General features: G+C 63.6%; 22 protein-coding genes. 7 read left to right on the top strand and 15 right to left on the bottom strand.

All coding sequences use genetic code 11. The features are described 5' to 3' along the window. Window positions 1–43 precede the first annotated feature (43 nt). The 7 genes from purE to C2L65_RS02300 all read right to left on the bottom strand — a co-directional run bounded on the left by purE (window position 44) and on the right by C2L65_RS02300 (window position 7,381). A complete protein-coding gene (gene purE, locus C2L65_RS02330; protein WP_042311006.1) occupies window positions 44–562 on the bottom strand; it encodes a 5-(carboxyamino)imidazole ribonucleotide mutase in 519 nt (172 codons plus the stop codon). A 27-nt stretch (window positions 563–589) separates the two neighbouring features. Next, the gene (locus tag C2L65_RS02325) at window positions 590–1,480 is read right to left on the bottom strand and encodes a phosphoribosylaminoimidazolesuccinocarboxamide synthase (RefSeq protein ID WP_042311008.1); all 891 of its coding nucleotides are present in this window, start codon (window positions 1,478–1,480) and stop codon (window positions 590–592) included. Window positions 1,481–1,666: 186 nt separating this feature from the next. Beyond that, window positions 1,667–2,731, bottom strand: coding sequence for a class II fructose-bisphosphate aldolase (gene fba / locus C2L65_RS02320; RefSeq protein ID WP_042311011.1), 1,065 nt, complete (start codon window positions 2,729–2,731; stop codon window positions 1,667–1,669). Window positions 2,732–2,961: 230 nt separating this feature from the next. Then, complete coding sequence (gene pyk, locus C2L65_RS02315) at window positions 2,962–4,398, bottom strand: pyruvate kinase (protein ID WP_042311078.1); 1,437 nt, start codon at window positions 4,396–4,398, stop codon at window positions 2,962–2,964. A 467-nt stretch (window positions 4,399–4,865) separates the two neighbouring features. After that, complete coding sequence (locus C2L65_RS02310) at window positions 4,866–6,059, bottom strand: phosphoglycerate kinase (protein WP_042311013.1); 1,194 nt, start codon at window positions 6,057–6,059, stop codon at window positions 4,866–4,868. Window positions 6,060–6,287: 228 nt separating this feature from the next. Next, a complete protein-coding gene (locus C2L65_RS02305; protein WP_042311015.1) occupies window positions 6,288–6,611 on the bottom strand; it encodes an AzlD domain-containing protein in 324 nt (107 codons plus the stop codon). Continuing rightward, entirely contained in the window at window positions 6,608–7,381 is a 774-nt protein-coding gene (locus C2L65_RS02300) for an AzlC family ABC transporter permease (RefSeq protein WP_042311079.1), read from the bottom strand. Before C2L65_RS02300 ends, C2L65_RS02305 begins: the two co-directional genes overlap by 4 nt. 312 nt (window positions 7,382–7,693) lie before the next feature. Here C2L65_RS02300 and C2L65_RS02295 point away from each other — a divergent pair, with 312 nt between their 5' ends. From C2L65_RS02295 to C2L65_RS02270, 6 genes are all read left to right on the top strand, one after another. After that, a complete protein-coding gene (locus tag C2L65_RS02295; protein WP_042311017.1) occupies window positions 7,694–8,617 on the top strand; it encodes a branched-chain amino acid transaminase in 924 nt (307 codons plus the stop codon). A 72-nt stretch (window positions 8,618–8,689) separates the two neighbouring features. Beyond that, window positions 8,690–8,884 (top strand): zinc-finger domain-containing protein, encoded by a 195-nt coding sequence (locus C2L65_RS02290; RefSeq protein ID WP_007590092.1) that lies wholly within the window; start codon window positions 8,690–8,692, stop codon window positions 8,882–8,884. Window positions 8,885–9,072: 188 nt separating this feature from the next. Beyond that, window positions 9,073–10,098: a lipopolysaccharide heptosyltransferase II gene (waaF, locus tag C2L65_RS02285; protein WP_042311019.1), complete on the top strand. Its 1,026-nt coding sequence runs from the start codon at window positions 9,073–9,075 to the stop codon at window positions 10,096–10,098. A 181-nt stretch (window positions 10,099–10,279) separates the two neighbouring features. Then, window positions 10,280–10,726, top strand: a complete 447-nt coding sequence (locus C2L65_RS02280) for a nuclear transport factor 2 family protein (protein ID WP_042311022.1) — start codon at window positions 10,280–10,282, stop codon at window positions 10,724–10,726. A 78-nt stretch (window positions 10,727–10,804) separates the two neighbouring features. Next, a complete protein-coding gene (locus tag C2L65_RS02275; protein ID WP_233446468.1) occupies window positions 10,805–11,890 on the top strand; it encodes a hydrolase in 1,086 nt (361 codons plus the stop codon). Beyond that, the gene (locus C2L65_RS02270; RefSeq protein ID WP_042311026.1) at window positions 11,883–12,479 is read left to right on the top strand and encodes a DUF2946 family protein; all 597 of its coding nucleotides are present in this window, start codon (window positions 11,883–11,885) and stop codon (window positions 12,477–12,479) included. Before C2L65_RS02275 ends, C2L65_RS02270 begins: the two co-directional genes overlap by 8 nt. An 8-nt stretch (window positions 12,480–12,487) precedes the next feature. Here C2L65_RS02270 and C2L65_RS02265 read toward each other — a convergent pair whose 3' ends face one another. After that, window positions 12,488–14,176 carry a M48 family metalloprotease gene (locus C2L65_RS02265; RefSeq protein ID WP_042311028.1) on the bottom strand — a complete coding sequence of 563 codons (1,689 nt, stop codon included), beginning with the start codon at window positions 14,174–14,176 and terminating at the stop codon, window positions 12,488–12,490. A 235-nt stretch (window positions 14,177–14,411) separates the two neighbouring features. Between C2L65_RS02265 and moaC the strand changes: the two genes are divergently transcribed. Next, window positions 14,412–14,888: a cyclic pyranopterin monophosphate synthase MoaC gene (gene moaC, locus C2L65_RS02260; RefSeq protein WP_042311030.1), complete on the top strand. Its 477-nt coding sequence runs from the start codon at window positions 14,412–14,414 to the stop codon at window positions 14,886–14,888. A 95-nt stretch (window positions 14,889–14,983) separates the two neighbouring features. On the opposite strand, the gene C2L65_RS02255 is transcribed toward moaC, so the two are convergent. The 7 genes from C2L65_RS02255 to recX all read right to left on the bottom strand — a co-directional run bounded on the left by C2L65_RS02255 (window position 14,984) and on the right by recX (window position 22,534). Beyond that, window positions 14,984–16,774 carry a PglL family O-oligosaccharyltransferase gene (locus tag C2L65_RS02255; RefSeq protein WP_042311032.1) on the bottom strand — a complete coding sequence of 597 codons (1,791 nt, stop codon included), beginning with the start codon at window positions 16,772–16,774 and terminating at the stop codon, window positions 14,984–14,986. A gap of 192 nt (window positions 16,775–16,966) precedes the next feature. Next, a complete protein-coding gene (locus tag C2L65_RS02250) occupies window positions 16,967–17,584 on the bottom strand; it encodes a pilin (protein ID WP_042311033.1) in 618 nt (205 codons plus the stop codon). 139 nt (window positions 17,585–17,723) lie between these two features. After that, on the bottom strand, window positions 17,724–18,449 hold the full coding sequence (locus C2L65_RS02245) for a TerC family protein (protein ID WP_042311036.1): 726 nt from the start codon (window positions 18,447–18,449) through the stop codon (window positions 17,724–17,726). 160 nt (window positions 18,450–18,609) lie between these two features. Then, on the bottom strand, window positions 18,610–19,491 hold the full coding sequence (gene sucD / locus C2L65_RS02240) for a succinate--CoA ligase subunit alpha (RefSeq protein ID WP_042311037.1): 882 nt from the start codon (window positions 19,489–19,491) through the stop codon (window positions 18,610–18,612). 115 nt (window positions 19,492–19,606) lie between these two features. Further along, a complete protein-coding gene (gene sucC, locus C2L65_RS02235) occupies window positions 19,607–20,776 on the bottom strand; it encodes an ADP-forming succinate--CoA ligase subunit beta (protein ID WP_042311039.1) in 1,170 nt (389 codons plus the stop codon). 55 nt (window positions 20,777–20,831) lie between these two features. After that, window positions 20,832–21,581 (bottom strand): DUF2889 domain-containing protein, encoded by a 750-nt coding sequence (locus C2L65_RS02230; RefSeq protein ID WP_103254505.1) that lies wholly within the window; start codon window positions 21,579–21,581, stop codon window positions 20,832–20,834. A 182-nt stretch (window positions 21,582–21,763) separates the two neighbouring features. Further along, entirely contained in the window at window positions 21,764–22,534 is a 771-nt protein-coding gene (gene recX / locus C2L65_RS02225) for a recombination regulator RecX (RefSeq protein ID WP_042311041.1), read from the bottom strand.

Here is a 22,534-nt window from a genome sequence, read left to right as displayed (position 1 = left end):
CGTTGCACTGCGACGCTGGACTACAACGTCTGACTGCTACGCGTTACAGCGGCGGCAGCGTCATCGCGTGCGCTGCCTGGTTCTGGCGCACGCGGAACGCGGCGAGCTTCTCCGCATATTCCGGCGACGTGCCGGAGAGTAGCGACACCGCGAACAACGCAGCATTCGCGGCACCTGCTTCGCCAACCGCGAACGTCGCGACGGGCACGCCCTTCGGCATCTGCACGATCGAATGCAGCGAATCGACGCCCTTCAGATACTTGCTCGCGACGGGCACGCCCAGCACGGGCACGGTCGTCTTCGCCGCGAGCATGCCCGGCAAATGCGCCGCGCCGCCCGCGCCCGCGATGATCGCGCGGATGCCGCGTTCGCGCGCGCTTTCAGCATAGGCGAACATTTCGTCCGGCATGCGGTGCGCGGACACGACCTTCGCTTCATACGGCACGCCGAATTCCTGCAGGATCGCGACCGCGTTCTTCATGACGTCCCAGTCGGAACTGGAACCCATCAGCACGCCGACGAGCGGCGCGCTGTGCGTGTGTGCTGTCTGAACTTCACTCATCTTGCCTGTTTTCCGTATGCGTGGCGCTCAGGCCAGTTTCTGACCCGTCAAGCGCTCGAGCGCTTCCTGATACTTCTCGGCCGTCTTCGTGACGACTTCGTCCGGCAGCTTCGGCGCGGGCGGCTCTTTCTTCCACGGCTGCGTTTCGAGCCAGTCGCGCACGAACTGCTTGTCGAACGACGGCGGGTTCGTGCCGACCTGGTACTGGTCCGCCGGCCAGAAGCGCGACGAATCCGCCGTGAGCGCTTCGTCCATCAGGTACAGCTGGCCCTTGTCGTCCAGACCGAATTCGAACTTCGTGTCGGCGATGATGATGCCGCGCGTGGCCGCGTAGTCGGCCGCTTCCTTGTACAGGCGGATCGAGATGTCGCGGATCGTCGCCGACAGTTCGGTGCCGATGCGGCGCTCCATCTCTTCATACGTGATGTTTTCGTCGTGGTGGCCCATCTCGGCCTTCGCTGCCGGCGTGAAGATCGGCTCGGGCAGCTTTTGCGCGTTCTGCAAGCCTTCCGGCAGTTGCACGCCACACACGGAACCCGTCGCCTGATAGTCCTTCCAGCCGCTGCCCGCCAGATAACCGCGCACCACCGCTTCGACGAGAATCGGCTCGAGGCGCTTGACCACGACTGCGCGGCCCTTCACCTGCTCGACCTCGTCGGGCGCGACGACCGTTTCCGGCGCGACGCCCGTCAAATGATTCGGCACGACGTGCGCGAGCTTGTCGAACCAGAAATTGGCCATCTGGTTCAGCACGCGACCCTTACTCGGAATCGGCTCGCCCATGATGACGTCGAACGCGGACAGACGGTCCGTCGTGACGATCAGCAGCTGGTCGTTGCCCACCGCGTAGTTGTCGCGGACCTTGCCGCGGCCGAGCAGCGGCAGCGAGCGGAGCGTGGATTCGTAGAGGGTAGACATCGTCGTGATTCACAAAAATGGGGCAAAAACTGCCCGGAACAAAAGGGAAACGCCGTTCCCCTGATCATGCGGGAACGGCGATCTGACGACAACCTGGCCAGATGGCCAGCTGCGTACTACTCAAACAATACGCAAACAGCGAACAAACGGGCGCCAGACAGGCATCCAAGCGCGCCCGCCCGCCGCTTAGCGAACGACTTGCGCGAGCTCGCCCGCCTTGTACTTCTCAGCGATCTTTTCCAGCGAGACCGGCTTGATCTTCGACGCCTGGCCTTCGCAGCCGAACGCCAGATAACGGTCCACACACACCTTCTTCGCGGCTTCGCGAGCCGGCTTCAGGTAGTCGCGCGGATCGAACTTCGAACGGTTTTCCGCCATGTAGCGGCGGATCGCGCCCGTGATGGCAAGACGCAGATCGGTGTCGATGTTGACCTTGCGCACGCCGTACTTGATGCCTTCCTGGATTTCCTCGACGGGCACGCCGTAGGTTTCCTTCATGTCGCCGCCGAATTCGCGGATCTCGGCGAGCAGTTCCTGCGGCACCGACGACGAACCGTGCATCACCAGGTGCGTGTTCGGAATGCGCTGGTGAATTTCCTTGATGCGTTGAATGGACAGGATATCGCCCGTCGGCTTCTTCGAGAACTTGTATGCGCCGTGCGACGTGCCGATGGCAATCGCCAGTGCGTCGCATTGCGTGAGCTTCACGAAGTCGGCGGCCTGCTCGACGTCCGTCAGCAGTTGCTCGCGCGTCATCGTGCCTTCCGCGCCGTGGCCGTCTTCCTTGTCGCCCTTCATCGTTTCCAGCGAACCGAGCACGCCCAGTTCCGCTTCGACTGTCACGCCGATCGAATGCGCCGCTTCAACGACCTTGCGCGACACATCGACGTTGTACTCGTACGACGCCACCGTCTTGCCGTCGGCTTCGAGCGAGCCGTCCATCATCACGCTCGTAAAGCCGCTGCGGATCGCGGCCATGCAGACTGCCGGCGATTGGCCGTGGTCCTGGTGCATCACGACGGGAATGTGCGGATACGACTCCACAGCCGCTTCGATCAGGTGACGTAGGAACGGCTCGCCCGAGTACTTACGCGCGCCTGCCGACGCCTGCATGATCACGGGCGCATTGACCTGATCCGCCGCCGCCATGATGGCCTGCACCTGCTCCAGATTGTTTACGTTGAATGCCGGAAGTCCATAACCGTGTTCGGCGGCATGGTCCAGCAGTTGACGCATTGATACGAGAGGCATTGATTACTCCATAGATTGAAACGAAATCTGTGCCGACGGCATCTATTTATGCAATTTCGTGCAATTTTATCGCGAAGCAGACCGTGTCCCGAGCGCACTCTCCCAAACTGGGTGCGCCGCCTCTTTCGGGGACACGGCACTCTGCTTCACGCGTGCCGTTCAGCCGTGCCGTTTCCGGCTTGCTGTAACTCGCTCTGACGGCGGTTTATGGCTGGCTCATCAAACGCCGATCAGACCGGCTCGCCGACGCGCACGATCTTCAGCGTGTTCGTGCCGCCCGCCTGGCCCATCGGCTCGCCGACCGTCAGCACGACCATGTCGCCGCGTGCGGCATAGCCCTTGCCGACTACCACTTCGAGCGCCTGCGCAAGCGCGATGTCGCGGTCGCTGCTGGTGTCGAGATGCAGCGACGTCACGTTGCGGTAGATCGCCATGGCGCGCTCGCTACCCGTACGCGGCGTGAGCGCGAAAATCGGCACATGCGTCCAGTGACGCGACATCCACAGTGCGGTCGAGCCCGATTCAGTCAGCGCGACGATCGCCTTTGCACCCAGGTGGTAAGCGGTGAACAGCGCGCCCATCGCGATGGACTGGTCGATACGCGTGAACGTGCGGTCGAGAAAATCCTTGTCCAGTTCGACATGCTCGGACTTCTCGGCTTCGACGCAGATGGCAGCCATCGTTTCGATGGTCTGCACCGGGTACTTGCCCGCCGCCGATTCCGCCGACAGCATCACGGCATCCGTGCCGTCCAGCACCGCGTTCGCGACGTCCGACACTTCGGCGCGCGTCGGCACGGGCGCGTGGATCATCGACTCCATCATCTGCGTGGCCGTGATGACGAACTTGTTCGCGTCGCGCGCCATCTTGATCATGCGCTTTTGCAGCGCGGGCACAGCCGCGTTGCCGACTTCGACCGCGAGGTCGCCGCGCGCGACCATGATGCCGTCCGATGCTTCGAGAATGCCTTGCAGCGCCGGGATTGCCTCGGCGCGCTCGATCTTCGCGATCATCTTCGGCTTGATACCGTACGGCGCGCCCGCGATATTCGCGAGCTGGCGCGCCATTTCCATGTCCGTCGCGTTCTTCGGGAACGACACGGCCACGTAGTCCGCGCCGAGCGACATCGCCGTGCGGATATCTTCCATGTCCTTCGCGGTCAGCGCCGGCGCCGTCAGGCCGCCGCCCTGGCGGTTGATACCCTTGTTGTTCGACAGGTCGCCGCCGATCTTCACGACGGTGTGAATCTCGGTGCCGATCACGCGCGAGACGTTCAGCACGATCAGGCCGTCGTTGAGCAGCAGCGTGTCGCCGGGTTTCAGGTCGCGCGGCAGATCCTTGTAGTCGAGGCCGACGCGGTCGTCATTGCCAAGCTCGCACTCGGCGTCGAGGATGAAGGTGTTGCCGGCAATCAGCGTGGTTTTGCCGTTTTCGAATTTGCCGACACGAATTTTCGGGCCTTGCAGGTCGGCCATGATGCCAACCTCGCGGCCTGCCTGCCGGGCCGCTTCACGTACGAACTCCGCGCGTTGACGATGGTCGTCGGCGGTGCCGTGCGAGAAGTTGAGACGCACCACGTCGGCGCCCGCCTGAATCATCTGCAGCAAGATGTCCTGCGTGCTGGATGCGGGTCCGATGGTTGCGACAATCTTGGTGGCGCGATGCATGAGTCTCCTCGTCTGGATAAGATCGCTGGGATGAACGTTGGGAGTCGGATGCGGAGGCTGCGCAACGACCGGTGCTACATGGGGTGGTGCGCCGTTCGTTCCCTTCGAACCTTGAAGGCCCGGCGTCGAATCGTGGGGGACTGCTGCGATATCTGCTGCCCGCGGTGCTTCGTGCGCCGTGGGTCGAGATGCATCGGCTTCGGTGTTTGAGGCGAGAGACACCGTAGCGGTTGAACCTTCTGCCGCGTCTTGTTGCGCGACATCGATCACGGCCAGTTCGGTATTCATGTCTTCGGCGACGGCTGCGGTCTGTGCCACTGGCGCGTTGCCGGAAAGTTGCGAGGCCGCCTGTTCGGCGCCCTCGGGTTGCAGCGCTTGTGCGGAGCGCGCTGCGCGCTCCCCTGCCGCTGCCGTGCGCGACGCGTTGCGCGTCTTCTGAGGCTTGTTGGGGGAGCGCGTCGCCATTATCAGGCCCGTGATTCCAGCACAGCGACTGCGGGCAGCTTCTTGCCCTCGAGGAACTCGAGGAAAGCGCCGCCGCCCGTCGAGATATAGCTCACCTTGTCGTGGATGCCGTACTTGGCGATGGCCGCGAGCGTGTCGCCGCCGCCCGCAATCGAGTACGCAGACGACTTCGCGATGGCTTCCGCAAGCGTCTTCGTGCCGTTGCCGAACTGATCGAACTCGAATACGCCGACCGGGCCGTTCCAGACGATCGTGCCGGCCTTTTCGAGCTGCAACGCGAGCGCCTTCGCTGTTTCCGGTCCGATGTCGAGGATCAGGTCGTCGTCCTGGACGTCGGCGACCTGCTTGATTTCGGCCTTGGCCGTCGGCGAGAACTCCTTCGCGGTGACCACGTCCGACGGAATCGGCACCGATGCGCCGCGCGCCTTCGCGGCTTCGATGATGACCTTCGCTTCTTCGACGAGATCCGCTTCGACCAGCGACTTGCCGATCTTCAGACCGGCCGCCAGCATGAACGTGTTCGCGATGCCGCCGCCGACGATCAGCTGATCGACCTTGTCGGCCAGCGACTTCAGAATGGTCAGCTTGGTCGACACCTTCGAGCCCGCAACGATCGCCACCAGCGGACGCTTCGGCGCGCCGAGCGCCTTGCCGAGCGCTTCGAGTTCAGCCGCGAGCAGCGGGCCGGCGCAGGCAACGCTCGCGTACTTCGCGATGCCGTGCGTGGTCGCTTCGGCGCGGTGCGAGGTGCCGAACGCGTCGTTCACGTAGATGTCGCAGAGCTTCGCCATTTTCTGCGCGAGCTCGTCGGAATCCTTCTTTTCGCCCTTGTTCACGCGGCAGTTTTCGAGCAGCACGACCTGGCCGGGCGCGACATTCACGCCGTTCTCGACCCAGTTCTGCACGAGCGGCACGTCGCGGCCGAGCAGTTCGGCCAGACGCTTCGCGACGGGCGCGAGCGAGTCTTCAGGCTTGAAGTCGCCTTCCGTCGGGCGACCCAGGTGCGACGTGACCATGACGGCCGCGCCCGCGTCCAGCGCGGACTTGATGGCGGGCACGGAAGCACGGATACGGGTGTCTTCGGTGATGTTGCCGGCGTCGTCCTGCGGCACGTTCAGGTCGGCGCGGATGAACACGCGTTTGCCGGATAGTTTGCCTTCGGCGATCAGATCGGAGAGACGCAATACCTGTTTCATGATTGATATGCGAGTTGATTGGAAGGCGGTGCGGACGCTGCGCGAACAGCCAATCGAGAACGGTGCCGGCGGCTTCGCGCGTGTTCCGGGAGACAGCCATTTTAACCGATCGACGGACCGATCTAAGCCCGTCCGAGCGAATCCCAGTATTTGCCGGCTACAGCGGGCGTTGCGCGATATTGCAGCGCAACATCCGCACGTGCGTTCGCTTGCATCCCGTCAAACGTCTCAGAAAATCAACCGCAGCGCCGTGAACACCAGCATCCCGACGACGATCGTGCCGAGCATCGTCCGCCGCCACAGGAACCACGCAAGGCCCGCCAGCGTGCCGTACAGCTCGTGATTCGACAGCGCGACGGACACGCCGCTGTCCGTCACGAGCACGTCCGGCACGACCACAGCCGCGAGCGCCGCCGCGGGCGCGTAACGCAGCATCCGTTGCGCGCGCTCCGGCAACACCGTGCGCTCACCCCCGATCAGAAACAGCGCGCGTGTCAGCGCTGTGACAAACGTCATCCCGATGATCGCGAGCCAGATCTGCAGCGTGCTCATCGCGTATCTCCTGGATGGCCCTGGCTTCCCGGCGTTCCCGCTCTGTTGCGGATGCGGCGCAGGTCGGCGCGCTCGACCAGCGCGTCCGCGGCGGTGCCCGCGAGGATCGCCGTCACGACGGCGAGCGGCAGCGCGAGGCGATACGGCAGATCGAACGCGACCAGCGCGACGATACCCGCAACGCTCACGGCCGCCAGCGTGGAGCGCGACGAGATCGCCGACACCATCACGGGAATCAGCGCGAGCGTGCCCGCGAGCGAAAGGCCCCAGTTATCGGGAAAGAGACTGGCCAGCAGAATGCCGATGATCGACGAGACCTGCCACGACAGCCAGCTAGAGACGGCCATACCCCAGAAATACGCTTCCTTGCCGGGCACGTAGCCTGGTTTGAAGGCCTTCTTCTGGAACAGCAGATAGATGACGTCGCCGTTGAAATAGCCGACCAGCAGCCGCCGGTACAGCGGTAGATACGAAAAGTGAGGTGCGAGACCCGCGCTGAAGATCACGAAGCGCGTGTTGACCATGGCAGCCGTCAGCAGGATCGTCCAGACGGGCAGCTTGGCGAGCATCAGCGGCAGCACGGCCAGTTGCGACGAGCCGGCGTAGACCAGCAGCGACATCGCGAGCGACTGCGGCACGGTCATCACCGACTTGCTCATCGCGATGCCCGTCACGAGGCCCCAGGAGAAGATCGCCATCAGCGTCGGCGAGTAGGCGCGCGCGCCATCACGGAAAGCGCGGCGATCGAGATCGGACAAACGAGCGAGCATGAGGCGAATGCAGCGCAGCGCGATAAGCGCCACGATGACAGGAGGTCAGCGCCAGATCGTGTAGCAGCCGCTGGCGCATCCGGTTAGTTTTCAGCGACCGCCGGATTATAGCGTCCGGGGTGCCCGCAAATGCCCGTTGATTGTGCAAAAGACGCTAAAATATCGCTTTTCGCTGCGTGGCCCGAACGCATCTGTCGTGGTCTCGCCACGCGCCGAACACTGAAAACCGACGCCACAGTCGAACGTCACTAGCGACGTCACGATCGGACGTCAGAATCTGAACCCGCGAACCCGCACCGCCTGGAGAATCGTATGTCAATGGCCGACCGCGACGGCAAGATCTGGATGGATGGCAAGCTCATCGACTGGCGCGACGCCAAGATCCACGTCCTCACCCATACGCTGCACTACGGCATGGGCGTCTTCGAAGGCGTGCGCGCCTACAAGACGGCTGATGGCGGCACGTCGATCTTCCGTCTTCAGGAACACACCAAGCGCCTGCTGAACTCGGCCAAGATCTTCCAGATGGACGTCCCTTTCGACCACGAAACGCTCGCCGCCGCGCAGCGCGAAGTCGTCCGCGAGAACAAGCTGGAGTCGTGCTACCTGCGCCCGATCATCTGGGTCGGCTCGGAAAAACTGGGCGTGTCGGCCAAGGGCAACACCATTCACGTCGCGATCGCCGCCTGGCCGTGGGGCGCGTATCTCGGCGAAGACGGCATCAAGAAGGGCATCCGCGTGAAGACGTCGTCGTTCACGCGCCATCACGTGAATGTCTCCATGGTCCGCGCGAAGGCGTCGGGCTGGTACGTCAACTCGATTCTCGCGAACCAGGAAGCCACGGCCGACGGCTACGACGAAGCGCTGCTGCTCGACGTCGACGGCTATGTGTCGGAAGGCTCGGGCGAGAACTTCTTCCTCGTGAACAACGGCAAGCTGTACACGCCGGATCTCTCGTCGTGCCTCGACGGCATCACGCGCGACACCGTGATCACGCTGGCGAAAGATGCGGGCATCGAAGTGATTGAAAAGCGCATCACGCGCGACGAAGTCTATACGTGCGACGAAGCGTTCTTCACGGGCACGGCCGCCGAAGTCACGCCCATCCGCGAACTCGACAACCGCACCATCGGCTCGGGCACGCGCGGCCCGATCACGGAGAAGCTGCAAACGGGCTTCTTCGACATCGTGAACGGCAAGAGCGCAAAGTACGCGCACTGGCTGACGAAGATCTGAATCTGAACGGGCACGTCGCGGCAGGCAGAAAGCCGGGCGCGCCCGCATTGTGCATACAACGAGAAAGTCCCTATGAGCGAAATCAAGGAAATGCCGCTGGTCGAACTGTCGGCGAAAGATCTTCCCGCGTATTGCCCGAACCCGTCGATGCCGCGCTGGAGCAACCATCCGCGCGTCTTTATCGACGTGACGCACGGCGAAGCGCGCTGCCCCTACTGCAGCACGCGCTACAAGCTGCGCGACGGCGAAGTGATCAAAGGTCACTGATCCGCTGCACTGCTTCGTCTGCCGCCTGGGCTGCGGCACCGCGCATCGCTCGATGGAGCAGGCGGAAGGCTGAACTTCCTGCCGCGCGCGCCGATATAGCCTGAGCTGCAGTCCATATTCCCTGACAACCCGGCACCGCGCGCCTCGAGCGCGCGGCGCCTTATTTTCGACATCGGAAACTCACCCTGATGCGTCGCGCGTTGGTTATCGCACCGAACTGGATCGGTGACGCATTGATGGCGCAGCCGCTGTTTGCGCGCCTCGTGAAATTGCATCCGCGTATCGCGATCGATGCCGTCGCGCCCAGTTGGGTCGCGCCCGTGCTCGAACGGATGCCGGAAATCCGTGATGTCTACGCGACCGATCTCGCGCACGGCAAGCTGCAGATGCTGCGCCGCTGGCAGCTCGCGAGCGACTTGCGCGACGTCGGTTATGACGCGGCTTACGTGCTGCCCAATTCGCTGAAGTCCGCACTGATTCCGTGGATGGCGGGCATTCCGCTGCGCATCGGCTACACGGGGGAAAGCCGCTACGGGCTCTTGAACGTGCGGCACGCGAACCCGCGCAAGGACGAGCGTCCGCCGATGGTCGGCCAATACGCGGCGCTTGCGTACACGCCTGGCGCGAAAGCGCCCGACGAACTGCCGCCGCCCCGGCTCGACGCCGACCTGAACGAAGCGTCGCGCGTGTCGACGCGCTTCAATCTGGACACGCGCGTGCCGCTGCTGGTGTTCTGCCCAGGCGCCGAGTACGGTCCGGCGAAACGCTGGCCGCCCGAGCATTTCGCGGCGCTTGCGCAGATGGTCGGCCAGTCGTTCCCGTACACGAAGATCATCGCGCTCGGCTCGCCGAAAGACGCGCCAATCGCCCAGGCCATCGCCGACCGCGCGCCGAACGTGCGCAACCTGTGCGGCCAGACGGCGCTGGGCGAAGCCTGTGCGCTGATCTCGCGGGCGAGCGCCGTCGTCACCAACGATTCCGGGCTGATGCACGTCGCAGCCGCGCTGCGCCGTCCGCTGGTCGCCGTGTACGGATCGACCGATCCGCGCCACACCCCGCCCTTGTCGGACCTCGCAAAGGTACAATGGCTGCATCTCGAGTGCAGTCCGTGCTTTCAGCGCGAATGTCCGTTGGGCCATCTGAACTGCCTGCGGCAACTGAGCGCCGAACAGGTGTTCGACGATCTACGTGGAATGTTGCTCGCGCAACGCTGAGCGTTGGACCGTCGGATCGTCGAAGCGCCTGCTGCGCTATCCGTCGAGCTTCGCGCGGGGCGCCGTCCCGTGCGCCTGCAGCGTCATGCCCGCGTCTTGAGGCGCGAGCATGCTGGCGGATGGCCTGCTGCACATCACTGACCCGCAACCGCGCGCCTTGCGCGCAAGAGGCTGACGAGCCATGCCACGTTTTGCCCACATCTTCGAAGCCGCTGCGGACACGTTGAATGCCTATTACCAGGCAGTCGCGGAGGTCAATATCGACAGTTTGATGGGCTTGTGGATCGACGAGGAATTCGTCAGTTGTATCTGCGCCGACGGCTCGCATCTGCATGGGCTCGACGCGATCCGCTCGGGGCTGACCGTTCAGCTCGAAGCGCAGCCGGTGTCGATCGAACCGCTCGACATCCGCGTTTACGACAGTCTCGGCACCGTTGTCTACGCGATTGCTGAAGCGCATCGGCCCGCCGACCCCGCTGCCATCCCGGCAATGGTCTTCACGACCTACGTGATGGTCCACGAGCGCGGCGAATGGAAGATCGCGCATATTCACGCGAGTGCGATGCCGAACGAAACTGCCTCACAGTTTGCTGCGAAAATGAGACATGGTCAGGGCGCGCTGCACTGACGCGCCCCGCGAGACCAGCTTGACGGAAGTCCCGGCAAAGACCATGGCTCGGGGCTTCGACTGAATACCGGTGTTGGCATGAGCACGACCCACGACAATAAAGTTTCTTCCAGACCGGCCCTCGATGCAGCCGCGGCTGCGGTTGGGGCTGCCGTGGGCACGTCAGTCGAGGCGACTGTCGACATGCTTTACCGCGCCCCGCTCTGGCTTCCCAACAGCCACATCCAGACCATTGTTCCCGCGCTGTTCGGCCGCCCTCCCGAGGTGACCTACCGGCGCGAGCGCTGGGATACGCCGGACGGCGATTTCATCGATCTCGACTGGCTCGTGCCCGATCCGCTCGCGGCCTCTCCCGCAGCCGCCGATGCGCCGCTGTTCGTGCTGTTTCACGGGCTCGAAGGCAGCTCGGACTCTCACTATTCACGCACCTTGATGGCGAGCGCCCAAATGCGCGGCTGGCACGGCGTCGTGCCGCACTTTCGCAGTTGCAGCGGTCCGATGAACCTGTTGCCGCGCTTCTATCACCTCGCCGACAGCAACGAAGTCGACTGGGTGTTGCGGCGGCTGCGCGAGCAGCACCCGGGGCCGATCGTGGCGGCCGGCGTGTCGCTGGGCGGCAACGTGCTGCTGCGCTGGCTCGGCGAGCGCCGCGAAGACGCGTCGATCATCGCGGCGGCGGCGGCGATCTCCGCGCCGCTCGACGTCCACGCGGGCGGCCGCGCGCTGTCGCAAGGCTTCGGGCTGATCTACACACGCAGCTTCCTGAAGACACTCAAGCTGAAGGCACAGCAAAAGCTTGAGCAGTATCCCGGCCTGTACGATCTGAACGACGTGCTCGCCAGCCGCACGATGCATGAGTTCGACGAGGTCGTAACCGCGCCGCTGCACGGTTTTCGCAACGCGGACGACTACTGGACGCGCTCGACCACGCGCCCGCTGCTCCCCGAAATCACCGTACCGACGCTCGTCCTCAACGCGCGCAACGACCCGTTCCTGCCGGGGGCGGTGTTGCCGTCGCGCAGCGAGGTATCATCGACGGTGGAACTCGATCAACCGGAGCATGGCGGACACGTCGGCTTCATGACGGGCCCCTTCCCCGGCCGGATCGACTGGCTTTCGCGCCGGATCTTCGGCTACCTCGACCCGTTCACGCGACATGGATGACATCGTCAAGCAGGCATTGGCCAAATGGCCGAACGTGCCGCATTGCACAGGCTGGCTGCTGCTCGACCGGCGCGGCAACTGGCGTATGCGCGACGAAGCGGCGCAAGCCGCAGGCGCGCCCGGCGAACCGATTCGGCATACCGCCCTGCTCGGCTTCATCAACCGCAACTACGAACCCGACGAGGCAGGCCAATGGTTCTTCCAGAACGGGCCACAGCGCGTGTATGTCGAACTCGGCTACACGCCGTTCGTCGTGCGGCTCGCTCGCGATGACGTAAGCGGAAAGCTCTTGCTGACGGATCAGGGTAGCAAGGCGTTCGAACCGGCCGCCGCGTATCTCGATGACGAAGGCGGCATTCTTTTCATCGATCGCTCCACACCCGCGCGTACCGCGGTGCTGCACGATCACGATCTCGATCTCTTCTCCGAGCACACGGATCTTGCGAGCGACGGCCAAAGCGGTGACTTCCGCTGGCGTGACAGTGAGATCTTGAAGCTCGAACCCTTGCGCAAGGCCGAGGTTGAGAAGCGCTTCGGATTCGTCGCAAGTCCTGCAGCGCGTGTCGCTGCGGGCGGCACCTCCTCCTAAGACAACCGCTAGCTGCTGTTCTTCTCGTCCTCGCGCTCTTCCTTATAGCGCGCCTCGAACTCATGCAACCGCGCGTCGATCGTCGCGAGGTCGTAGTAACCGACCGATTTGATGTCGCGCGCTTCCTTCAACTGCCGGATCGCCGACGGCCACGCCCCTTCCAGCGCGAACTTCTCGGCGAGCGCGCGATGCTGCGTCAGCGCGTCCCCCGTACCGACGCTCGCCTGCGCGAGATAACGCCACCAGACGGGCTGCTGCGGATCGGCGCGCGTCTCACGCTGTGCCTGCGCTTGCGCTTCGCCGAAACGGCGTGCGGTAAGCAGCGTCTGCAGACGCATCTCGATGGCCGCGTGCGATTGCGGCCAGCGCTTTTGCGCGATTTCCGCGAGACGCACGGCTTCGTCGTTGCGTCCGGCGCGCCGGGCGATATCGACGGCGAGCACATCGAGGCTCGGCGAACTGCGCGAAGTATCGCCCTCGGCGCGCACGTTGGCGTCGAACGCAGCCCGCGCGGTCGCCAGGGAAGCCGAAGCGTCGTCATAACGTTCCAGCAGCATCTGCGCGTACGCGATGCCGTACCAGTTGCCCGCCACGTTGAGCGCGGTGCGATCTTCGATCTCGGAGCGCATCCGCGAGATGTCGTCCGCGTATTCGCTGCGCGAGCGGTCCTGCAGCACGCGCGCCCGCGCGCGCACGAACGTGTATTCCGACGACTGGCGCGGCTGCCGGTACGGCGAGCGGCGCGCGCGATCGGACATGTCGGCGATACGCTCGCCCGTCAGCGGGTGCGTGCGCGCGTAGGCGGGCGCGCCCGCGTCGCTCATCGACGCGCGATCGAGCCGCTCGAAGAACGACACCATCCCGTATGGGTCGTAACCCGCGCCCGCGAGCATCTGAAAGCCGACGCGATCCGCTTCGTGCTCGGCCGCGCGCGAGAAGCGCAACTGGTTGTCGACGGCATAGGCCTGCCCGCCGATGGCGATCGCGCTGCCCAGGTCGCCGCTATGCGCGAGGACACCCGCCAGCACGCCGAGCAGCATGCCTGCGAGCGCGGCGTAGCCGCTGTGCTCGCCCGCCGTGATCATCCGCGCAATGTGCCTTTGCAGCACGTGACCCATTTCGTGTCCGACGACGGACGCGAGCTCCGATTCCGTCTGCGTCGCGACGATCAGCCCGGTGTTCACGCCGATAAAGCCGCCCGGCAGCGAGAACGCGTTGATCTGCGCGTCGCGCATCGCGAACAGATCGAAGTCCGGACGATAGCCGCCGATAAACTGCGCACTTGCAGCCGCCGCGAGCTTTTCGGAAATCGAGTTCAGATAGTCGCGTACGAGCCAGTCGTCGATATAGTCGGGATCGGCGCGTACTTCGCGCATCACGCGTTCGCCGAGCTTGCGTTCGGCTTGTGGGGTCAGCGAGCCGCCCGAGCCGTCACCGAGATCGGGCAACTGTTGCGTCGACATCGGCGCGCGCAGGCTCGCGTTGCCGCCGGGATTGCCCGAGAAGCGCGACTGCGCGCCGCCGTAGAGGCCGAACACGCCTGGCGCGATGTCGTGCGGCACGGCTGTCGCGCCGTACGTGTCGAGCGGCCCGGTGACGAGCGGCAGTTCCGACAGGTTCGACGGCTGCGCGATGATCGCGGGCGGGACGGCGAGCGTGACGGACAACAATGCAGCGAGAAACCGTTTCAGACGCATTGCGGACGATGTGCGAAATCGAAAGCGGCGTAAGGTGCCGGAAGGAATGGGCCTTGTTTTTGATTGTACCGGGTGATGCGTGCGCTTCGGCTTCCTCGTCAGTTCATGGATGGCGGGTTGCCCACAGTCGGGCATCCGCACGCTTTGTGCGCTATCGTGACTCTTCGCCGTCCTGCGCCCGACTGCCCCGCGGCGCTCACGCTGCTATGATAGGCGCCCTCTGTAGGAGCCAACCATGCCCGAACTCACTCATTTCGATGCAGCCGGCCAGGCGCATATGGTCGACGTCGGCGGCAAGGCGGAGACGAAACGCATCGCGATCGCGCGCGGAACGATCCGCATGCTGCCCGCCACGTTCGATCTGATCCGCAAAGGCGAAGCGAAGAAAGGCGACGTGATCGGCATCGCGCGTATCGCCGCGATCCAGGGCGCGAAGCGCACCGCCGATCTGATTCCCTTGTGTCATCCGCTGGCGCTCACTCGCGTTGCGGTCGATTTCGAACTCGACGAGTCGGGCCCAGCGGTGCATTGCCGCGTGCAGGTCGAGACGCTCGGCAGGACGGGGGTCGAGATGGAAGCGCTGACGGCCGTGCAGGTCGGACTGCTGACGGTCTATGACATGTGTAAAGCCGTCGATCGCGGGATGACCATCACCGATGTGAAGGTGATGGAGAAGCATGGGGGAAAGTCGGGGGATTGGGTGGCAGAGTGAGGTTTTACGGCGCGCTTGCCGCCAGACCTGGCCTCACTCTTCGCTGAATCAGCGGCGCGTCCGACGCGCCGCATTCGTATTTGACGGCCGACGCGTCAATCCTCGTCGTCGCCCTCTTCGTCGTCGTTGTTGATGTCCTTCGGCGGCGTGCCGTACTTCTTCATCAGTTCCGCCTTGAACGCCCCCAGCGTTTTCTGCTGATCGCACAAATCGTACAGATACGCGAGCTGCGAAGGCCAGTCATGCAGCTCCTCGGCGAAGATCTTCAGACGGTCGACGGTATCGAACGCGCCGTTGGTGTCGCCGCTCAACGCCTGCAACACGGCATAACGGCGCAGCACCGTTTCGCCCGGCAACAGCGCCATTGCCTGGCGATGCATCGCGAGTTTGTGCGGCAGATCCTGCGAGTTCATCGGCAGGAGCGTCGCCATCCCGTACTCGCCCCACGCGCCGAACAGGAACGACGGGTCTTCACGATACTGATCGAACGGATGCGAGCCGTAATACAGCACTTCGGAGCGCGCATAGTCGCGATAGATCGGATACAGCGCAGCCAGTCCGCCGAACACGATCACAAGGAACGCGCCGAACGACATGCCGCCCGGAATCAGCCGCAGCGGCTTCGTGTCGAGCAGGCCGATCACGAACATCGCCGGCAGCAGGAAGAACATGTACTGCTGCGGATACTCGACGAGCGCATGCATCACCAGCACGCCGATCAGCGCAAGACCGAACACGCGCGCGGCCGTATGTGGCGCGCGCACGACGCGCACGAACCACGCAGCGAGACCGAGCAGCACGATACCCAGTCCGATCAGGCCCGTCTTCGCGAGCAGATCGATGAAGATGTCGTGTGAGTTATTGGCAATCTCGACGCCGCCCAGCGCTTTCGCCAGATCGAACTGATAGCGCGGAAATTCGCCCCAGCCGACGCCCAGCAACGGATGCGTGCGGAACATCGTCCAGCCGTACTTCCACAGCGCGAGACGCGGCGCGATCTGGCTCGAATCCTTCATGCGCTCGGCAGCCGACTGGGCCAGACCGAGATCGTAGTGAACGTTCGCCCAGCGGATCGCCGCATTCACCGCGAAAAACAACACGGCAAGCACGACGGGAATCAGCCACTCGCGATTGCTACGACGGCGCGAAGGATTGCGGCGCTGCTCGGCAAACGCCATCCAGAAACCGGCGACGACGATCACGCCCATCTGCAGCCAAGGTCCGCGGGACACCGTCAACGCCAGGCCGCCCGAAAAAATCGCCGTCACGAGCAGCCAGATAAACACGTTGATACGCCGCGTCTGCACGAGGTACATCGCGCCTGCCGTTGCGAACGCGATGTACGTCGCGAGGTGATTGGCCTGCGCCATGTTGCCGAACGGACGGCGCTCGGTCATCACGCTGTAGGCGACCACGAGTGGAGTCACCTTCACCTCGAGGTGAAACAGCTGGATCGTCTGGCAGAACACGGCAAAGAGGCCGCCCACGACCAGCGCGAACGCCGCCACCGTGAACGCGTTCTCCGCCAGATTCGCCCTACTGAAACCGAAGCCGGCGTGTGTCGCCATGAATGCGGCGAGCAGGAAGCCGGCGCCGAGCCAGTTCATCGACGGTTGCGCGACGGGCAGCACGAGCGACTGCGCGACCAGCACGAGGCCGAACCCCAGCGGCACCAGCGCGACGACGGGCGAAGCGAACGCGACGCGCGGCCGTGCCGTCGACACCAGAAACGCGATGCCCGCGCCCAGCAGCAGATAGAGCGACAGCGCCGTAAACTCGGCGTAGAAGGTCGGAATCGGATACGTGTGGTTGACGACTGCATACGGCAGGATCAACGCACACGCCAATAGGAACAGTGAAAGATAGCGTGCGAAAGGGTTGGGCATGAGTAACCGGGGACGTCAGCAACCGGCGCACTATACAAAAAAATCCTTACGCTGTGCGCCGGCTCGGCGGAAATAACCCGGAATCCGGCCGTGGCATGGACACTTTTGCCACGGCCTTTGATGCGGGTTCGGTTTATACCGGGCTCATACCGGGCTCATGCCCGACTTACGTCGCGAATCTTCCACGTCCGCTCAGCTGCGGCATTCGGGAGGCGCGAGATTCGACGGCAGCGTCGGCGCATCGGCGGGCAACGGACCCGCTCCCGGAGCCGGCAGCGACGAGGCAGCCTTGCCGCCCGCAAAGCATTCCCACGTGATGGTCCCCTTCTGCGCCGCGCCTTTCGTCAGCGCGACGCGGGCTGTGGGCGTGTCGGCACTGTCAGGCGCAGACGGCACGAACACGATCGTGTTCGCGCCTTCGTCCGAGACGCGCGCCGTGAACGCGACGGTAATCTGGCCCGTGTCGTCGTCGATGTGGATCGACTGCACGTTGCGTGTGGCGGGCGGCGACGCGTAGCCGCTGCCGAATGCATTGCCGCTGCCGGCGTTCTCACCGACGGTCAACTGCGCCGCCGACGCCAGCGACAACCCCTCGCCGACGCGGCTTCGCGCGAGATAGTCCTGATACGCGGGAATCGCATACGCGGCGATCACGCCGACAATGGCCAGCACGATCATCAGCTCGATCAGCGTGAAGCCCCACCAACGCCTGACGCGAGCAAGCGGTACAGGCCATGTGCGCGGCGAGTGGGCGCGCAGCCAGGGCGCACAAAACGTGGACAACGAAGCAACGGCAACGATAGCGGTCATCAGCAGACTCCTCAAAACGAAAGCGCCTGCCCCGGGGAATCAGGACAGGCGCTTCGATCGTAGCGAGCCGCGAATCGCGCCGGCAGTCGGCCGAATGGCTAATGGTGCGCGGGCGGATGCATCGGTAGAGTGAGTGCGGTCAATGCGTTCCCGGCGGCGTGTCGCCGGCGATGCGGTGGGCGTTGCGCCGCTTCATCGCATAACCAAGGATCACGACGAACAGCGCGCAAGCGATGCTCATGCCGTACTCGGCAACCGGCGTATCGAGCACGGGCCAACGGTCGCCCGCCGGGTCGTTGATGATGAGACCGCCCGCGATCCAGCCGAGCAGCGCGCCACCCAGCGTAATGACGAAGGGATAACGGTCCAGCAGCTTCAGCACGAGCTGGCTGCCCCAGACGATCAGCGGAATGCTGACGATCAACCCGAACACGACGAGGGCGATGCGGTGATGCGGCTCGGCGGCCTCGGCGGCGCCGGCAATCGCGATCACGTTGTCGAGGCTCATTACGGCGTCGGCCACGATGATCGTCTTGATGGCCGCGACCAGCTTGTCGGCGGGTTTGACATTCGCGTGCGCGTCGGGCGCGGGTGCCAGCAGGCGCACGCCGATCCACAGCAGCAGCAGGCCGCCCGCGAATTTGAGCAACGGCACGTCGAGCAGCGCGACGGCAAACGCGATGAGCGCGACACGCAGCACGATGGCGCCCAGCGTCCCCCACAGCACGCCTTTCGTGCGTTGCGCGGGTGGCAGGTTGCGGCAGGCGAGCGCGATCACGACAGCGTTGTCGCCACCCAACAGGATGTCGATGACGATGATCTGGAAGACGGCGCCCCAATGGAGCGTGGTGAGGAATTCGAGCATGGAAAGCAGGATAGAAGGTAGCGAAAGCGAACGGCAACAAAAAAGCGAGGCAGCAATTGCTCGCTCCCTCGCTTGTCGTCGCGTCTTACGAAAGGCCTTCGTAAGAGTATCAAAAAACGTCAGCAATAGCCGACGTTTCTTGAGCTTATCGCAACACTTCTTACAGCATCGCCTTCAGAAGACGCGCCATTTCAGACGGGTTCTTCGTGACCTTGATACCGCAGGCGTCCATGATTTCCAGCTTCGCGTCGGCCGTATCCGCACCACCCGAGATCAGCGCGCCGGCGTGGCCCATGCGCTTGCCCGGAGGCGCCGTGACGCCAGCGATGAAGCCAACCACCGGCTTCTTCATGTTGTCCTTGATCCAGTACGCAGCGTTCGCTTCGTCCGGGCCACCGATTTCACCGATCATGATCACGGCGTCCGTTTCCGGATCGTCGTTGAACATCTTCATCACGTCGATGTGCTTCAGACCGTTGATCGGGTCGCCGCCGATACCGACTGCCGACGACTGGCCGAGGCCGATCGCGGTCAGCTGGCCAACTGCTTCATACGTCAGCGTGCCCGAACGCGACACGACGCCGATGCGGCCCTTGCGGTGGATGTGACCCGGCATGATGCCGATCTTCAGTTCGTCCGGCGTGATCGTGCCCGGGCAGTTCGGTCCGAGCAGCAGCGTCTTGCGGCCTTCGCGACGCATACGGTCCTTGACTTCGATCATGTCGCGAACGGGGATGCCTTCCGTGATGCAGATCGCGAGATCGAGATCGGCTTCGACGGCTTCCCAGATTGCAGCAGCGGCGCCTGCGGGCGGCACGTAGATGACCGAGACGGTCGCGCCCGTTTCTTCCTTGGCTTCCTTCACGCTAGCGTAGATAGGAATGCCTTCGAAATCTTCGCCAGCCTTCTTCGGGTTCACGCCCGCGACGAATGCTTCGCGACCGTTTGCATATTCACGGCATGCGCGCGTGTGGAACTGACCGGTCTTGCCGGTGATGCCCTGCGTGATGACCTTGGTGTCTTTGTTGATCAGAATCGACATGTATTGACCTCTGTTCGTTTGGTGGCGTGCTCAATGGCGTTGCGCGCAGCAAATACGCTTTGCCCGCGCCGCTCGCACGCCGCCATTCGTAATCCGGTGATAAGCGCCGGGGCGATCAGGCCTTGCCTGCGGCAGCCGCGACGACCTTCTGCGCAGCTTCTTCCATGCTGTCTGCCGAGATGATCGGCAGGCCGGAATCGGCCAGCATCTTCTTGCCGAGGTCTTCGTTCGTGCCCTTCATGCGCACGACGAGCGGCACTTGCAGATCGACCGCCTTCGAAGCTGCGATCACGCCTTCCGCGATCACGTCGCAACGCATGATGCCGCCGAAGATGTTCACGAGAATCGCCGTCAGGTTCGGGTTCTTCAGCATCAGCTTGAACGCTTCCGTGACCTTCTCGGTCGTCGCGCCACCGCCGACGTCGAGGAAGTTCGCCGGTTCGCCGCCGAACAGCTTGATCGTGTCCATCGTCGCCATTGCAAGACCGGCGCCGTTCACCAGGCAGCCGATGTTGCCGTCGAGCGAGATGTACGCGAGGTCGAACTTCGACGCTTCGACTTCAGCCGGATCTTCTTCGTCCAGATCGCGATACGCGACGATTTCCGGATGACGGAACAGTGCGTTCGAGTCGAAGTTGAACTTGGCGTCCAGCGCGATCACCTTGCCGTCACCCGTCAGGATCAGCGGGTTGATTTCGGCCAGCGATGCGTCCGTTTCCCAGAATGCCTTGTACAGGCCTTGCAGGATCGCGCGCGCTTGCGGGATCGATGCGTCGGGCACGCCAATCTTCTTCGCGAGTTCGTCAGCTTCGGCGTCTTTCAGACCCGTCGACGGATCGACCGCGATCTTGTGGATCAGCTCGGGCGTCTTTTCCGCGACTTCTTCGACGTCCATGCCGCCTTCGCTTGACGCCATTACGACGATCTTTTGCGAAACGCGATCGATCACGAGACCGACATACAGTTCCTTCTTGATGTCAGCGCCTTCTTCGATCAGCAGGCGATTCACCTTCTGGCCTTCCGGGCCAGTCTGGTGCGTGACGAGTTGCATGCCGAGGATCTGGTTCGAGTACTCACGAACCTGGTCCAGCGACTTCGCGACCTTCACGCCGCCACCCTTGCCACGGCCACCCGCGTGGATCTGAGCCTTGACGACCCACACCGGGCCACCAAGCTCTTGAGCGGCCTTGACCGCATCATCCACCGAGAAGACCGGCTTGCCGCGCGGTACCGCGACTCCGAATTTCCGCAGGATTTCCTTACCCTGGTACTCGTGAATCTTCATGCGTGATTCCCTTCAGTCTGAGAGTTGGATTGAACTTCGCTTCCGGCTGGACCGCTTACTCCGGACGCGCCGTCTTCACGGCCTGTCCGTTGGGTGCGGCATCCGCGCGATCCGCTGAACGCGGCGCGTGGCCGTACCAGCGCGGATAAAACTGTCGCACCGCCTCGCCGTCGAACCGCAGCGCATGGCAGCGGCCCAACTGGAATGGCGGTTTGTCGTTTGATTGCTCGCTCGCCTGTTCGCTTGCTTGCCCGCTCGAAGCGTTGTCTTGGGCGTCTTGTCCCGTGCTGCCTTGCGTGCCTCGGGTTGAACCGTCTGCCGGCCCACTGGATGAACCTGCTTGCTCCTCGCTTCCTGGCCTGCCTTTGTCGGTATTCCACACGTCGCCCGCGAACGCCTGGATGGCGGCAGTCGGCAGGATTGCGCACAACTCGGTGAGATGCGTACAGCCTGTCGTGCCGGCCAGCAAACGGGCAGCATCGCGACGGAAGTTTTGCAACAGATTGAGCCCGATGAGGGCGCGATAGGCGGGATTGGAGACTTCACACAGACCGGGATACGGAACCCAGTCGGACGACGCTTCAGCGTCGACGACATTGAGCTTGCGATCGATCGTGATGCGGAGCCAGAGTTCATGGATCGGCAGGCCGTTCGGCCGGACACCCGACGCAAGCTTAACGTCACGCGGCTTGTCGTCGGTGAGGCATGCCTCGATATCCCACAGGCCATCTTCACGCTCGTATGCGTCCGCTCGGATTGCGCGGCGATGGCGCAACTGTCGGGACACTGGCGGGGAGAGCGGCATGCGAGAACAAAGGCCGGATTTAAGAACCGTTGAATTTTAGCATACTGGGTATTTGAGACTGGCCGAAGCCCGCAGAGGCTTGATGGGCCCGGGTTTGAGCGGTCTCGATGATGGCGTGGCAGCCTGATGTTTCGTGCAGTGCGTCATTTTCTTGCGCGCCGCATGCCGCCCTATTCGGACGGTCAGTCTTCGTCGATTCCCTTGAGAATCTTCCCGATGATCCCCTGAGAAAAACCCCGCGTGGCAAGAAAGCGCACCTGCTTCGCGCGTTCGTTGGGCGTTTCGGGCAAGGTGCCGAACTTCTTGAGCCACACGGCCTGAGCCCGCGCCAGTTCGGTTTCGCGTAACTGCGCGCTCACCTCTTCGACCAGTTCCTGTCCGACCGAATGACGCTTGAGCTCATTGACGATGCGGCCCGCGCCCATGCGCGACGCACGCCGATTAAGCAGGCTTTCTGCGAAACGGGAATCCGACAACCAGCCCTCGCTTTCGAGTGAATCCAGCAATGTGTCGATTGATTCGCCCTCTTCCGCGTACGGCGCGAGCTTGCGCGACAACTCCGCGCGACTGTACTCGCGGCGCGAAAGATAGCCGAGCGCACGGCCTTTGAGAGAGCGTGTGGGACGTTGCGAGGCGCGGCTCGCTGTATCAGCGGGTTTGACTTCGCCTGGCTGGCGACGCGAGCGCGTATAGGTGACTTCTTCGCTGCTGGCATCCGCATCCGGGCGATCACGCGAAGTGGCACCCAGACCGGCGGCACGATCGTGAGCATCGAACGATTCGAATGGATCGAAATCGTCGGATGACGAGTGCTCTGAAAACGATGCTGCCGTAGAAGCAGACGGGCTTGAAGACAAGCGTGACGACGATTCGAATGCATCGTCGTCACGCGGGCCGCCCCCGTTGCGTCCCGCGCCCGTAGTCGAGGAAGCAGAGCGGCCCTTGCGTATCAC

It is taken from the genome of Paraburkholderia terrae, assembly GCF_002902925.1.
Classification (GTDB): Bacteria; Pseudomonadota; Gammaproteobacteria; order Burkholderiales; family Burkholderiaceae; genus Paraburkholderia; species Paraburkholderia terrae.
Note: the sequence above shows the minus strand (reverse complement) of the source record. Positions and strands in the feature narration are given on the sequence as shown.

What these genes read in the sequence shown, in the direction of transcription:
- purE (WP_042311006.1), bottom strand. Translation starts at nt 562, where the DNA reads ATGAGTGAAGTTCAGACAGCACACACGCACAGCGCGCCGCTCGTCGGC.
- C2L65_RS02325 (WP_042311008.1), bottom strand. Translation starts at nt 1,480, where the DNA reads ATGTCTACCCTCTACGAATCCACGCTCCGCTCGCTGCCGCTGCTCGGC.
- fba (WP_042311011.1), bottom strand. Translation starts at nt 2,731, where the DNA reads ATGCCTCTCGTATCAATGCGTCAACTGCTGGACCATGCCGCCGAACAC.
- pyk (WP_042311078.1), bottom strand. Translation starts at nt 4,398, where the DNA reads ATGCATCGCGCCACCAAGATTGTCGCAACCATCGGACCCGCATCCAGC.
- C2L65_RS02310 (WP_042311013.1), bottom strand. Translation starts at nt 6,059, where the DNA reads ATGAAACAGGTATTGCGTCTCTCCGATCTGATCGCCGAAGGCAAACTA.
- C2L65_RS02305 (WP_042311015.1), bottom strand. Translation starts at nt 6,611, where the DNA reads ATGAGCACGCTGCAGATCTGGCTCGCGATCATCGGGATGACGTTTGTC.
- C2L65_RS02300 (WP_042311079.1), bottom strand. Translation starts at nt 7,381, where the DNA reads ATGCTCGCTCGTTTGTCCGATCTCGATCGCCGCGCTTTCCGTGATGGC.
- C2L65_RS02295 (WP_042311017.1), top strand. Translation starts at nt 7,694, where the DNA reads ATGTCAATGGCCGACCGCGACGGCAAGATCTGGATGGATGGCAAGCTC.
- C2L65_RS02290 (WP_007590092.1), top strand. Translation starts at nt 8,690, where the DNA reads ATGAGCGAAATCAAGGAAATGCCGCTGGTCGAACTGTCGGCGAAAGAT.
- waaF (WP_042311019.1), top strand. Translation starts at nt 9,073, where the DNA reads ATGCGTCGCGCGTTGGTTATCGCACCGAACTGGATCGGTGACGCATTG.
- C2L65_RS02280 (WP_042311022.1), top strand. Translation starts at nt 10,280, where the DNA reads ATGCCACGTTTTGCCCACATCTTCGAAGCCGCTGCGGACACGTTGAAT.
- C2L65_RS02275 (WP_233446468.1), top strand. Translation starts at nt 10,805, where the DNA reads ATGAGCACGACCCACGACAATAAAGTTTCTTCCAGACCGGCCCTCGAT.
- C2L65_RS02270 (WP_042311026.1), top strand. Translation starts at nt 11,883, where the DNA reads ATGGATGACATCGTCAAGCAGGCATTGGCCAAATGGCCGAACGTGCCG.
- C2L65_RS02265 (WP_042311028.1), bottom strand. Translation starts at nt 14,176, where the DNA reads ATGCGTCTGAAACGGTTTCTCGCTGCATTGTTGTCCGTCACGCTCGCC.
- moaC (WP_042311030.1), top strand. Translation starts at nt 14,412, where the DNA reads ATGCCCGAACTCACTCATTTCGATGCAGCCGGCCAGGCGCATATGGTC.
- C2L65_RS02255 (WP_042311032.1), bottom strand. Translation starts at nt 16,774, where the DNA reads ATGCCCAACCCTTTCGCACGCTATCTTTCACTGTTCCTATTGGCGTGT.
- C2L65_RS02250 (WP_042311033.1), bottom strand. Translation starts at nt 17,584, where the DNA reads ATGACCGCTATCGTTGCCGTTGCTTCGTTGTCCACGTTTTGTGCGCCC.
- C2L65_RS02245 (WP_042311036.1), bottom strand. Translation starts at nt 18,449, where the DNA reads ATGCTCGAATTCCTCACCACGCTCCATTGGGGCGCCGTCTTCCAGATC.
- sucD (WP_042311037.1), bottom strand. Translation starts at nt 19,491, where the DNA reads ATGTCGATTCTGATCAACAAAGACACCAAGGTCATCACGCAGGGCATC.
- sucC (WP_042311039.1), bottom strand. Translation starts at nt 20,776, where the DNA reads ATGAAGATTCACGAGTACCAGGGTAAGGAAATCCTGCGGAAATTCGGA.
- C2L65_RS02230 (WP_103254505.1), bottom strand. Translation starts at nt 21,581, where the DNA reads ATGCCGCTCTCCCCGCCAGTGTCCCGACAGTTGCGCCATCGCCGCGCA.